A 13,081-nucleotide genomic window follows, 5' to 3' on the forward strand; every position below is an offset into this window, starting at 1 on the left:
CATGTATGAGGCAAAACAATGACAATTAAAAATAGCTTTTTGCAAAAGCTGAGTACGAACAAATCAAGATTTAAAAAAGGACTGATTAGTACTCTTCTCGCAGCTGCTCTACCATATCAGGCACATACCGCAGACGCAGATTTTCAATATAATTACATTAACGATCAAGGAAAGAAAATCGTCGTCGATATTCGGGAAATTAATCAATCGAATACAGAGTCGATGCTGTCGAACATTGAAGAAATTTCTACAGATGAAGACTTATCAAAATCTAATATTTTGCTTTCGCCAAAAATTGAAAGTCTAATTCCTCCGCGAAAGGTTCTATGGGATGAGTACCAAACGCCAATCAGAAACCAGCGCGACCGGAATACCTGCTCTATCTTTGCAATGACCGCTGCGATTGAAGCAAGATATAAACGCGACCATGGATTGTCTTTAGATTTATCTGAGCAATATTACTGGCATGTGTATAAATCCTCAGGACTGTCTAACAGCAATGGACGACAATATGAAAACCAATCTTCATTTTGGGGTGGTGGCAATGCGAATGGAGTTTCACGCTCAGTTAACTTCGCAATTCCCGAAGAACGGTATCAAAGATATCTAACCCAAAATCAAATGAACAATGTACTTTCCAATATTCCAGCTGCTGGTACCCTGGTCTGGAATTCGAACCCATCACTGGATAATAATACACAACAAAACCTGGATGCATTTGAATATTCTCCTCTCTACATATCCACACATGCTCGGCAACAATCACGTTATGGCATTACAGGCTTTGATTTGATCAACCGTTCCGATATTCGCAACACTTACAAAATGCGAAAGCTCATTGCGGCAGGTAACGAAGTCTTAGTAAATGTTCCGTTAAAATGGAAAAGAAACTCAACAACCGGAATCTACGAGTACGACTCCACCGTTAATGGCGGATGGCATGTATTTTTAATTGTTGGTTACGATGCGAATAACGATTATTACTATGTCAAAAATTCCTGGGGAGAATCGGGTCTGATTAAAGTTGATTTTGATTTAATTGAAAACGAAGCCAGTTCCGGATCGGTTGTTACCGCTGTTGCTAATCCCGGTTCGCAAACTATAAAAACGCGCTTCATTGGTGAGTGGAATATGGACCACGATGGTTGGAAAGGCAAGCTCATTATTCGAAGAGGAACTGACACAGGTAATGCCATCACCCGTCTAGGTCACTATATTAATCATCGTGGTGATCGATTTGCGGTAAATGGTAGTTATTATAATAATGGTCGAAGTGTTCGTTTCTGGATTACCAATAGTGAAAATGCAAGTTTTACGCAAACCACAGCAAAAGCCTACTACGTTAATTTGTATTCTTGGGATGCGGGCTACGCCTCGGGTTATTCCTATGAAAATGGAAAAATCTACGGCATACATTTAAACAAGAAAAACTTTACGGCACGTTATGGCAATAGCTACACACCCCGTAAATGGAAAGGACAATGGAATGTTAATGAAGATGGCTGGCGCGGTCGTTTATACATTACTAGTGTCTATCAAAGTTCTGGCACCTGGCGCGCATATGGTTACTTTATTAATCATGCCGGAGAAAGAAAATCGATAACAACAACCATTGATAATAACATCAATCGGAAACTCACCGTTCGATTCTCAGGAACTTCAAAATCATTAATTCTCTACTTTCATAGTTGGGATGACAACTTAGCCAGTGGATACAGTTATAACTCTGGAAGAGTTTATGGCACACATGCGATTAAACAATAATTGAAATTTTCATTAATTAGGACGACTCTATCAAAATAATATTATGATAGAGTCGTCTATTTATATTGCTGATAGTTTCCAGCTTATACATTAAATATTTCTTATTTTGATACAATTTTTCGAACCACAGTCTTTGCAATAATTAATACTTGTTCTCAGTAATAATACATCGTTTACCAATACTTTAAACACTCTATCGGATCGTTTTTTACCCAACCTGATTATTCAATGCTCACTTTCCGAAAATGAATTGATAAAAATTAATTTTTCAACATGATATTGCACTCATGAGATTAATATCTCGCTTTAATATCTTGTGTTGTAATTTTTTAAAATATAGTGAGAATATGCGCTGCTTTTTGGCAACCATAAAAAGAGAATAAAAATGACAATAAAAAACTTAATTTTAATGATCACTGTTTCTGGCTTAGCAGCTCCTGCTTTTTCAGGAGACGCAAAATCAAATACGTTAGAGAGTAGCCACTCTAGTAAAACGTACTGTAAAGATATGACCTACTTTGGTGATGTTTTAAGAGATTCAGACAATGACCGTCCTTGTACTATTATAAAAGGAGATCTTGAAATCGACTCATCGGTAACCAGCTTAAGCAATTTGTCGTCAATTAAAGAAGTTCGAGGTTCTGTTTATATCAAAGATTTACTAGTTGAGTCATTAGAAGGACTCGATAACCTGGAGTCGATCGAAGACGATCTAATAATCTCTGATAACGACTATCTTACCAATTTTGAAGGCCTTGACGATTTGGAGGAAATTGGTGGAGATTTAGTGATTGATAGCAATAACGATTTAAAAAACTTCGAAGGACTCGACCATCTTGAAGAAATTGGAAATGACCTATTGATTACGGACAATGAAAGTCTCGAGGACTTTGAAGGTTTTGGTATCGAAGATATTGGTGATGATGTTGAAATTTCAGGTAACGAAAGTTTGGAAAGCTTTTATCGAGGCAAGCATCATAAATCAGAATTCTCCATTGGTGATGAACTCATTATTCGCGACAATGACCGACTGAGAGACTTAGATGGATTGGAAGAGCTCGAATCTGTAACAGAAGTCATCATCGAAGACATGAGAAGACTTAGAGATCTTGATGGATTAGAGATATCAGAACTGCAAGATTTAATTTTAAGAAACAATCGAGATCTTTCCGATATTTCAGCTATCGATGGTATTGAAATTACACGTACCATAGAAATCGAAAATAATAGCTCTCTTGAAAATATTGATGTTTTCGGCGGTACTGAAGAACTAGAAGAAAGTTTAATCATCAAAGATAATGATGACCTCGAGAGTTTAGAGGGCCTTGAAAATCTACGTATCGCTAAAGATATCCTAATTGAAGACAACAACGATCTAACAAGCCTGAGCGGTTTATCTGGATTAGAATTTATCGAAAATGACTTTTCAATTGTCGATAATAAGGATCTGGAATCCTTAGACGGCTTAGAAAACCTAGTAGAAATCAGCGACGACATTGTGATTGAAGACAACGACTCATTGATTAATATTGATGCGCTCCAAGTTCAAGGTTTTGACTCAATGGAAATCCGTAAAAATAAATCACTATGTGTTAGTCAGGAATTTTTCGAACAATATCAAGACAGTGATATAAAAATAGAAAAAAATCACGACTGCGAATAAATCTAGACGTTTACTGCTCTACTTTATATCGTTGCTCACCAGAGCAACGATATTTTATTAAACGGATAAGTCAGATTAATTTTCTTTTATCGCTGTAGAAATTTCGCGCATGGCATTTAACGTTTTACTATCCAGCGACTTTACGGTAACAATCGTATCGATATCATCTTTTAGTTTTAGTTGATCACATCCGTCACAACTATTAATAATATCGGAATATTTATCACTGAGTGTTTGCGTGTTATTTAGATAATCTGTCAATGATGGTGTAACCTTTACCAGCGTATCCGAAGAATTTGGAGATACTTTTTTTTCCAATCGAGCCAAGTAATGATTGGCAGCCAGTGCAGAATAACGCTCGAATGACTTCGCTTTAGCTTGATACATTTTGTACTCTTCACTCCCTTGAGGGTAGGACTTCGCAATATTAACGTACAGGTCAATCATATTGTTAATATCACTCGAAAAATCAATCAAGCTCTTAGACGCTTGCTCACTCGCATAAGAGTTGAACTGCGTTATCTTTTTTGCATCGGAATCCGTCTGTAGATCAATTCCAAATTGCCAATCATCATTCACTCTCCAGTGCCTTTTTAGCTGATTATATGACTTTCGGTAAACTGAAATTTGGCGATGTTGATATACATACTCATATTCTCGTGGCGGAACAAAGCTGCATTGCTTTACTTCGAGCAGCAATTCATTATCGTTCAACTGATAACCATTCACCTCGTTATCCAGCTCCAATATGTATTTTTTATTGGTAGTTTCTGTCGGCTCGCAGCTCTCTAGAACCAGTTGGCATTCAGAGACCATTGAAAAGTCACCCGACCTAGTGCAAACAATATCGGTAACTTTTCCATTTTGTGTTTTAGTTACCTGTAACGATACACCTCTTAATGGATGCTTACTTTCTGGATTAAATGGATCGATATGAACGGTTCTAACATCGACTTGAGTTACAGCCGATTCTGGAGCGATATCAGTAGACATTATCGGTAATGATAATATTGCTACGCCTATAATGACCCATTGTGTATTCAATAACATCTTTCGGGTTGTACCCATAAACATGTATTTATTCCAACTTGGACTCAGCACTATGATTCTCTGTGTTTTTTTTTAAAATCAAAATTAGCCAATAAATAATGGTCATGATGATTAATAGCACCAAAACCGATAACCACGTTGGCCACCAAACCCAAAAGTTTAGGTAATTCGCTTGTTCAACCCGGCAAACTGATAATTCTTTTGAATTAACCAGGTAGGTTTTAAAGGTCTCAGTATTGAGTGGCTTTTCTTGCAGTTGAAAATCAACCTTAAATACGGCACTTATATTTGAGCTAAAGTTACTGAGCTGCCATTTAATTTGCGGGTATAACTGAGTCTCTTGCTCAATGGTTTTACAGTACTCCGACTCCGTTTTTGCATGGGGACAAAATTGTGTAACATGGCGGTGCAATAGATAATTGTTTTCAGCGGGATGCTGCATTTCTACACTGGTCATCGGTACAACACTCTCAAATTGTAGTGTGACTACTGGCGGGACATCACCAAAAGCAAACAATTGCACAAATGCCGATGAGACTTTCTTATTGTTATTTATTGTTTCAGTTCTAAAATCAGTATCAATAACAATCCGACAGCTCTCAAACCAACTCGAAAACAGCTTTTCGTACAGCGATTTATTAGAGGTTGCCAACAATATGAGAAAAGCAATGAGAACAGTAGCGAACGACTTGAAAGCAGTTGAACGTTTGTATTCGATTAAGTTTTTGAAGAAATCTCGCATAATAGTCTTAACGAGTCTCACTCTAGTCCTTTGTTAATTTTACAACTCAATACCCTACAAGTTGCATCAAAGAACATCCTAATACTGGTGAATATTAATGTCTAGCTGGGATAAAAAGGAAGGTGCTTTTAATCTCAGAATATGGATAGAAATACTCTTTTGTCCATATTCTGAGGACAGTCTAAATAGATTCAACAATGTCTAGATCAAGTATTATAGAGAAAAAATCAGACTTAAATCTGTAGATTCAACTTTTCCAAAGTCGTAATTACCAGTGCTGTAAGCCAACTCCAACCCTAATCTGTGTGTGAAGTTGAATTGAAGCGCAATACCGGCAAACATGTCAGAACCACTTGAGCGGAAAGTCTCTTCATCACCAGGATTTGCAAATATTCCCTCATCGGCTTGAAATTTCCAAAAAGAGTATCCAACACTAGGCTTGATAGAAAACTTACCCATTTCGAAATTATAAGCAAGAGTTACAACAGTTTCATCAAGATCATAATCATCAAATGCATCGATGAAATCCAACCAATGAAGGTCCGAATAATGATTAAATCCAAGAGACACATCTAAATTTTCAGTTGGATAATAGCCTATTGCAAATCCAAGTTTTGCTGAATTTTCTTCGTCTTCTTGTTGGTCAATCAAAGAAAACTCTTCTTTTACATTAATTTGGGCTCCGCCAAAGCCAAATTTAAGAAACATCCCCTGATCTCCGGCAGTCACCATGCCTGAAAAGCTGGCCGCCAGAGCCAAAGATAACGCAATAGCCTTCATAACCCCAATCTCCCTAACCTAAATTTATAAGTAACACTCAAGTGAAATAAGCCATCAATAAACGGAATTATTAACTAGCTTATTATATCGACACAATCTGAAAAGACGGTGAATATTAACTTTAAATCATTAAGGTTAAATTCAGCTTGTGAGCTATTGACGCTAACTCTAAGAACTCGATTTTAAGACTTAGCTTGTATATACATAAAAACATACACAGACTCAACTTAAAACACCGTAATTCAAAGCCGCATTACTTTGTTAACCATCAATTAAATTATTTATTGTAATAAAATCCTTAGATATAGACTAAATGACTATCAAATAACAATAACTAAGCAATAAAATGATTTCTAATGACCACTCATCACGACTTAGAGTTTTGAATAAAAATTTGAACGCTCAAGTTTTGACCTTTTCAGCGAGTGTGTTTGTCATCTTTGCAATTGCCATCAATCTACCTATTTTTGCTGGCCCTTGGCATTTCCTGGTGCGTGGCCTTCTTGTTTCACTTGGAGTTATAGCAGTCACAACCTTTTTGATGAAGGCAGAAAAAGCCTCCCTGTCTGAATACGGCCTACATTGGCGTAAGGATATTATAAAACACTCAATCATTGGATTGAGTACCGGTATTTTGACAATGTTGCTCATTTTTATCTTACTATTAACGTTCAGCAATCTCGACTTTGTCGCCCTTTCATCAGCGTCGCTTGTTAGTTTCTTATTAACCTCGATTCCCATTTTACTGATGCTTGCGTTTATGGAAGAAGTGGCTTTTCGTGGATACTTACTGTTTAAATTGAAACAACAATTTGGCGTTCGTACATCAGTTTACTTAACTGCCCTGGCCTTTGGCTTGTATCATGGATTAGTTATAGAGTCGTTAATTGGTCCCGCCGTTTGGGGATTGATATTCGCGTTATTCGCTCTGTATTCAAAAGGATTAGCCCTGCCTACTCTGTTTCATTTTGCATTAAACTGGATGCAAGCATTGTTTAACATGAAACAAAAATACACACCTGGACTGTATGAGTTTATTCAAATTGATGGGTTACCCATTATCGATGAAAGAGCACTCGGCTTAATCATACAAGGTATTATTCTAATCTTGGCTATTATTCTAATTGAAGCTTATTGTCGCCAGAACAGAAAAAACATTAATTGTTGAGTTAAAACTTAGTTAACCAAGAGCCAATACCTCGCATTATCATATCAACCGCAATGGTGCCAACAACCAATGCCGTGACTCGACCAGCAATCTCAATATAGCGTTCAACCAGAGATTCATTACGAGGTTTGACAATATCATGAATATACTTCAATAACGCTAAAATGACGGCGCATAAAAACACCATAGAAATAACAATAAAGCAAGCAGTTAATGGCTCGTGCTTTTTGCCAATAATGACGCTCGCACTAATCGTTCCAGGTCCGATAAAGACCGGCATGGCGACAGCGCCGGCTAAGTGCTTCGATTCACCTTGAAGTATCTCAACAGCTGTTGGGCCTTTAAATACAAACTGAAGACCAATTAAAAGGAATACGACTCCGCCAAATATTTGAAAAGAAGCGAACTCTACTTGCATATAGCGGACAAAAACAGCGTCGCCTAAAATAGAAAAAACACAAAACACACCTGACGCAATCAAGCTCGCTCTAATGATTACGGCATTAAAATTTCGTCGCTTCAGTTTTTCGACAATATCGATCAAGTAAACAATCAGCAAAAAAGGATTGAGAAGTACCATCAATAATGCCGCTGATTTCAAAACTTCGTTCATGCCTAAACGCTCTTCTTACGCACACTTTAGGAAACTGTATAACAGTTTTAATGAATATCAACTAATTTTTACCGACTCTCACTGAATCTTGCAGCAATGACTTATTAAGTCATCTAATCATAATTTCGCTTTATCGCTTCATTGTTAGGATATCACTCCGAATTTCAATCGAAATGGCATTCTTTCATTTTTCCCAAGCGTCCCATTATTCTCCTGGTATTGTTTATTTGAATCAAATAGCGGCTATCGACCAATATTTTACAAGCCATCGGCTCGCAGAAGCTCAACTACGGAGAACACCCAGCGGCGAGATGCTAGAAATAAACCAACACTTTCTTTTTCTTCGGGCGGCAAGTGTAGATCGACATCAATCAAATCGTTGAATTCTTTCTCTACTTTCGTCAGTTTTCGTTTTAACAACGCCATTGAGGCGGTAGATAATTCACCAAATTGAAAACTGTAATGATCATCACTGCTTTTAAACAGGTTAGAAACAAATTCCGTAATGGCCTGAGACTCATAGCGTTTTCGAATAGGGCCGTTTGGCCGCCAGGCAATGTATCGTGCGGTTAAACAACGAACCTTGTTTCTAGGTAAAAGCTCTACCAATTTCAACCTATCTAACTTGGCTAATAACTGTGTGCTTTTCGTCGATTCAACCTGATATTTGCGCTCGATACGCTTTGCTGTCCAACCATTATTTAACAAATAAAAGTAAAGAAATAGCAATGGGTTTTCGGCTAAAGCCTGTTCTTGATCAACACTCAACACGCTAGTTTGCGCCTCTTCTGCCAGCCGAGTTTGCTTGGTTAAATCAAAAATAGCGATTCCCAAAAAGTCACAAATCGCTTCTATCCGTTTTAAAGAAAAGCTTTGTTCAGAAAACAATCGTTTCACACTGGCTTCGCTGATATCTAATGCCCTGGCGACATCTAAATAAGTTAAACCACGAGATCGAATTTGCTTCTTTAATGCATCGAGTATTTCTTCGGTTTGTGTCATCGGTATTGTCCCGCAAAGGGTTAGGTATTGTATTTCAATACGCTTTCAATAGGTATCGAAATAATAACTTAGCCCATCTATTCTGTAAATCCGTTGCTGAATCTTCTCTATCACTTAGCACAAAGTCAGCGGCAGACACAATAAACCCAGACATGAGCGGACAACCAGCCGCGCAGTAACCAGGAGAAAGCTGTGAACACTGTGAATAAAAGTATTGAACGACAAGATCATCAAGTCGAAATAATAGGCATCGTTGAGCGACAAGATCACCAAGAACTGGCCAACACAAACTATGAAAATGTGAATGATGTTCATTCGAAACTCAATGCAACCGCTGTGCGAAAAGTCATTAAAATCAAGTCGACTGAGGACATTGTTCGTACCGTTCAATTAGCGAACAAACACCAGCGAATCATCGCTGTCGCCGGCGGTCGTCATGCGATGGGTGGTCAACAGTTTGCCAACGATGAGTGGCTACTGGATATGACAGAATACAATCAGGTTATAGAATTCGATCACTCATCAGGCCAAATTAAAGTTCAGGCCGGTATTCAATGGCCCGAATTGATACGCCGTTATCATGTTCTGCAACATAACGACGGAATAAAATGGGGAATAGCGCAAAAACAAACGGGTGCTGATCGCCTTACTATTGGCGGTGCTATCGCAGCTAATATCCATGGCCGAGGACTTGCTATGAAACCCTTTATTCAAGATGTAGTCGAACTCACGCTGGTGAATGCCAATGGAAACTTAGTGCGCTGCAGTCGCGATGAAAACTACGCCCTGTTTAAACGCGTGATTGGTGGTTATGGTTTGTTTGGCGTCGTTGCTGAAGTCACAATACAATTGCAACAACGTCAGAAAGTAAAACGCATTGTCGAGGCATTAAACCTCAATCAACTACCTGACTTCATTAATCAAAGAATTCGCGAAGGAGCTTTGTATGGCGACTTTCAGTTTGCCATTGATCCTGAGTCGGACGACTTTCTAACAGTAGGCATTTGTTCATGTTATCTCCCCGTCAGAAACGAAACGCCCATTCCCAAAAAGCAATTGCGATTATCCAAGAAACGATGGATGCAACTGCTTGGTTTGGCGCATCATCAAAAAACGAAAGCCTTCGAACAATTTAAAGAATTCTATTTAAAATCAAACAATCAACTCTATTGGTCAGACACTCATCAACTCAGTATCTATCTTGATGATTATCACACCGCGCTGGATAAACAAATGGACTCTTGTTGTCCCGGAAGCGAAATGATCACAGAGCTTTATGTCCCCAAAGATCAACTCATTTCATTTATGGAAAACTGTAAAGAGAAGCTGCGTGAATTATCGGCCGATATTGTTTACGGAACCGTCCGCTTCATAAAACAGGATGATGAATCATCGCTCGCTTGGGCCAAAGAGGACTTCGCATGTATCATTTTTAATGTACACACCGATCATAACGCAGAGGGTATTGAGAAAAGTAAAGTTGTATTGAAAACGCTCATTGATAATGCCATCGAGCATCAGGGTAACTACTTTCTGACTTATCATCGCTTTGCCGATAAAAATCAGGTAACCAAGTGTTATCCGCAAATGCCGAACTTTCTAGCTGATAAATTACGATGGGATCCGAAAGAGCGATTCCAAAGCGATTGGTATAACCATTACAAAACTATGTTTGCATCAGAAATACTGAAAGTATCGAAAGGAGCAGAGTATGACTAACTTGTTTCGGGTCACTTTATTATGGACAATAACCTCATTATTCTTCTGTCGTGTCTATGGCCAGTTTTTAGTGACCTATATGGAGCCGGACTGGCTCCCAGCTCTACCCTATTGGTTTTCTGGTTATCTTGAATATCAGTATCTATTGGGTGCACAAATTTTAATTCTTATGTTAATGGCTGTGATCAATGTCGATTATTTTCGGAAAGCAGGCTATTTCTACATCCAATCCAATAAGAAACGTGTATGGCTAAAAAGGTTCTGTGGTGTGTATTTAACGGTCATGACTTTAAGATTAATTCTGCACTTTACGCTCTTTACCGAGCAAGTTTGGTACATCAATATCATACCTATCAGTTTTCATTGGTTACTTGCAGGATATCTATGGCTACTCAGTGTTGATCTGGAAAAACTTCAAAAATAGACTTCAAGCATGACTTGCCCACTCAGCTTTAATGTACGAATCGCTTTTTACGTCGTCTTAAAGCTGTGGTGGTTGCTTATTTCAACCGAGTTGTTTACTGTTTATACTCAAACCAGACAAAAATAGGCATTCGATTATTTGTCACCTCTCGTACAGGTCTTTAAGTGTTTGCGAGTGTCGAATAGATGTTATAAGGAGTTTACCGAACCTTGAATACAGCTCGAGATATTGCTCACGATATCGTTAAACGTGTCGGCAAAAATATTGTACTCGGTCTTCCCTTAGGTGCAGGCAAAGCGCCCGACATAGCAAATGCTTTAACACAACTCGCATTAGAAGATGAGTCTATCCATCTCAATATTTTCACTGCATTAACCTTAGTTAAACCCAAGCCAAAAAATGAATTACAGAAGCGCTTTTTAGAACCAGCAGCCGATCGTCTATTTGGGCGCTCACCAGAACTTCTTTATGCACAAAAACTTCAACGCAATGAGCTGCCAAAAAATATCGAGGTCAATGAATTCTTTTTAATGTCTGGTCAATGGATAGGATGCGAGCGTGTTCAACAAAACTATATTCCAGCCAATTACACCCATGCTCTAAATGTCTTAATTGATAAAGGTTTGAATGTATTGGCTCAATCCATAAGCAGTGACGGGGAGAACTATAGTTTGTCATGCAACCCAGATATTACGGTTGACCTATTAAAAAATAGAGCATCTGGTAATGCGGACTTTGTATTTGCCGCTGAAATAAATAAAGGGTTACCTTTTATGTACGGAGCAGCACAAATCGACACAAACGAAATCGACTATCTTCTACAAAACAATCAGGATACAAATACCGTCTTTAGTATACCCAAAACACCGCTTTGCCAGGCCGATCATATTATTGGTTTACATGCCGCACGTTTAATAAAAGACGGTGGTACGTTACAAATTGGTATTGGTGCAATTGGCGATGCCATTTGTCACGCCCTGACATTACGTCAAAACAATAATGAATTATTTAATGCGCTGATTAGTCAATTAACCGTTGATGAAACTAAAACTTCCCGCCTACTTCCTTACAATGAAGGTCTATACGCATTAAGTGAAATGTTTGTCGATGGTTTTCTAAAACTATTCGAGCACCGTATTCTTGCTCGGAAAGTTAATGGAGTACTATTACATGGTGGCTTCTTCCTCGGCAGCCAAAGTTTTTATAAGAAACTTCGTTCAATGCCGCTAGAAATTCGGCAGTTGTTTCATATGATGCCCGTGAGCTTTACTAACAAGCTCGAAGGCGACGTTACTAATAAAATCAATCAGCGTCGCGATGCTCGCTTTATTAACTCAGCGATGATGGTGACGTTGCGCGGAGCAGTAATTTCTGACGCACTTGAAAATGGCCAAGTGATTAGTGGTGTGGGTGGGCAATTTGATTTTGTATCACAAGCGTTCGCATTACCTGGAGCACGCTCGATAATCACACTTAACGCAACTCGTATCAGTAAAGGAAAAGTAGTTTCTAATATTGTATGGAACTATGGGCATCAAACAGTACCATGGCATTTACGCGATACAGTAATCACGGAATATGGTATTGCCGATCTCAGGGGAAAAACAGAAGCAGAAGCCATTAAAGCGATGTTAAACATTGCCGATTCTCGCTTTCAGAGCAAACTATTACAACAGGCTAAAAAAGCCGGAAAGATCGAAAAGTCCTATCAAATACCAAAGTTCCATCAACAGAACACACCTAAATTCTTAACCGAACAAATAGATAGCATAACAACGCAATATAAAGAGTATGATCTTTTTCCTAAATTCCCTTTGGGCAGTGATTTTACCGAAGTAGAAGAATACCTTATTCCCGCACTAGAAATAATAAAGAATAACTCACATAAAAAACTCGATCTATTAAAACTCTTGATAAGTGGGGTAATGGCTCAGCCAACAACAAAAGAACAGAAAGAATGTCTCGAACGTATGCAACTATCAAATGTCCAAACATTGAAAGACAGACTTTACCGGATCTTGCTACTCGGCGCTATGAAATAATGTCGCCAGCAGTAATGCTCAAGATAGACTCTTAAAATAGTTTGCTAGTGATATACTCGCTCGATTCGCACTTTAATAATTTAAACTCACTGCAATCAAGCTGCTTTCCGAAAA

Annotated in this window: 11 protein-coding genes; 6 read left to right on the forward strand and 5 right to left on the reverse strand. The window is 38.4% G+C overall.

What is annotated here, in order from left to right:
* Nucleotides 1–18: 18 nt before the first annotated feature.
* Together FAX86_RS14595 and FAX86_RS14600 are read left to right on the forward strand one after the other, a co-directional pair.
* Nucleotides 19–1,764: a C1 family peptidase gene (locus FAX86_RS14595; protein ID WP_144394200.1), complete on the forward strand. Its 1,746-nt coding sequence runs from the start codon at nucleotides 19–21 to the stop codon at nucleotides 1,762–1,764.
* Nucleotides 1,765–2,149: 385 nt separating this feature from the next.
* The gene (locus FAX86_RS14600) at nucleotides 2,150–3,427 is read left to right on the forward strand and encodes a receptor L domain-containing protein (RefSeq protein ID WP_144394201.1); all 1,278 of its coding nucleotides are present in this window, start codon (nucleotides 2,150–2,152) and stop codon (nucleotides 3,425–3,427) included.
* A gap of 75 nt (nucleotides 3,428–3,502) precedes the next feature.
* Here the strand turns inward: FAX86_RS14600 and FAX86_RS14605 are convergent, their stop codons facing one another.
* The 3 genes from FAX86_RS14605 to FAX86_RS14615 all read right to left on the reverse strand — a co-directional run bounded on the left by FAX86_RS14605 (nucleotide 3,503) and on the right by FAX86_RS14615 (nucleotide 5,999).
* Nucleotides 3,503–4,501 (reverse strand): hypothetical protein, encoded by a 999-nt coding sequence (locus FAX86_RS14605; protein ID WP_144394202.1) that lies wholly within the window; start codon nucleotides 4,499–4,501, stop codon nucleotides 3,503–3,505.
* A gap of 4 nt (nucleotides 4,502–4,505) precedes the next feature.
* A complete protein-coding gene (locus FAX86_RS14610; RefSeq protein WP_144394203.1) occupies nucleotides 4,506–5,240 on the reverse strand; it encodes a hypothetical protein in 735 nt (244 codons plus the stop codon).
* Between the two features lie 192 nt (nucleotides 5,241–5,432).
* Nucleotides 5,433–5,999, reverse strand: a complete 567-nt coding sequence (locus FAX86_RS14615; protein ID WP_144394204.1) for an outer membrane beta-barrel protein — start codon at nucleotides 5,997–5,999, stop codon at nucleotides 5,433–5,435.
* Nucleotides 6,000–6,345: 346 nt separating this feature from the next.
* On the opposite strand from FAX86_RS14615, the gene FAX86_RS14620 reads away from it, so the two are divergent.
* Nucleotides 6,346–7,167: a CPBP family intramembrane glutamic endopeptidase gene (locus tag FAX86_RS14620; RefSeq protein ID WP_144394205.1), complete on the forward strand. Its 822-nt coding sequence runs from the start codon at nucleotides 6,346–6,348 to the stop codon at nucleotides 7,165–7,167.
* Nucleotide 7,168: 1 nt separating this feature from the next.
* Here FAX86_RS14620 and FAX86_RS14625 read toward each other — a convergent pair whose 3' ends face one another.
* A complete protein-coding gene (locus FAX86_RS14625; RefSeq protein WP_144394206.1) occupies nucleotides 7,169–7,780 on the reverse strand; it encodes a MarC family protein in 612 nt (203 codons plus the stop codon).
* Between the two features lie 258 nt (nucleotides 7,781–8,038).
* Nucleotides 8,039–8,782 carry a helix-turn-helix domain-containing protein gene (locus FAX86_RS14630; protein WP_144394207.1) on the reverse strand — a complete coding sequence of 248 codons (744 nt, stop codon included), beginning with the start codon at nucleotides 8,780–8,782 and terminating at the stop codon, nucleotides 8,039–8,041.
* 192 nt (nucleotides 8,783–8,974) lie between these two features.
* Here FAX86_RS14630 and FAX86_RS14635 point away from each other — a divergent pair, with 192 nt between their 5' ends.
* From FAX86_RS14635 to FAX86_RS14645, 3 genes are all read left to right on the forward strand, one after another.
* A complete protein-coding gene (locus tag FAX86_RS14635; RefSeq protein ID WP_144394208.1) occupies nucleotides 8,975–10,501 on the forward strand; it encodes an FAD-binding protein in 1,527 nt (508 codons plus the stop codon).
* Complete coding sequence (locus FAX86_RS14640) at nucleotides 10,494–10,925, forward strand: hypothetical protein (RefSeq protein WP_144394209.1); 432 nt, start codon at nucleotides 10,494–10,496, stop codon at nucleotides 10,923–10,925. Before FAX86_RS14635 ends, FAX86_RS14640 begins: the two co-directional genes overlap by 8 nt.
* 209 nt (nucleotides 10,926–11,134) lie before the next feature.
* Nucleotides 11,135–12,967 (forward strand): acetyl-CoA hydrolase/transferase C-terminal domain-containing protein, encoded by a 1,833-nt coding sequence (locus FAX86_RS14645; RefSeq protein WP_144394210.1) that lies wholly within the window; start codon nucleotides 11,135–11,137, stop codon nucleotides 12,965–12,967.
* Nucleotides 12,968–13,081: the final 114 nt, after the last annotated feature.

The organism is Pleionea sediminis (assembly GCF_007570825.1).
GTDB lineage: Bacteria > Pseudomonadota > Gammaproteobacteria > Enterobacterales > Kangiellaceae > Pleionea > Pleionea sediminis.

What these genes read in the sequence shown, in the direction of transcription:
- FAX86_RS14595 (WP_144394200.1), top strand. Translation starts at nt 19, where the DNA reads ATGACAATTAAAAATAGCTTTTTGCAAAAGCTGAGTACGAACAAATCA.
- FAX86_RS14600 (WP_144394201.1), top strand. Translation starts at nt 2,150, where the DNA reads ATGACAATAAAAAACTTAATTTTAATGATCACTGTTTCTGGCTTAGCA.
- FAX86_RS14605 (WP_144394202.1), bottom strand. Translation starts at nt 4,501, where the DNA reads ATGTTTATGGGTACAACCCGAAAGATGTTATTGAATACACAATGGGTC.
- FAX86_RS14615 (WP_144394204.1), bottom strand. Translation starts at nt 5,999, where the DNA reads ATGAAGGCTATTGCGTTATCTTTGGCTCTGGCGGCCAGCTTTTCAGGC.
- FAX86_RS14620 (WP_144394205.1), top strand. Translation starts at nt 6,346, where the DNA reads ATGATTTCTAATGACCACTCATCACGACTTAGAGTTTTGAATAAAAAT.
- FAX86_RS14625 (WP_144394206.1), bottom strand. Translation starts at nt 7,780, where the DNA reads ATGAACGAAGTTTTGAAATCAGCGGCATTATTGATGGTACTTCTCAAT.
- FAX86_RS14630 (WP_144394207.1), bottom strand. Translation starts at nt 8,782, where the DNA reads ATGACACAAACCGAAGAAATACTCGATGCATTAAAGAAGCAAATTCGA.
- FAX86_RS14640 (WP_144394209.1), top strand. Translation starts at nt 10,494, where the DNA reads ATGACTAACTTGTTTCGGGTCACTTTATTATGGACAATAACCTCATTA.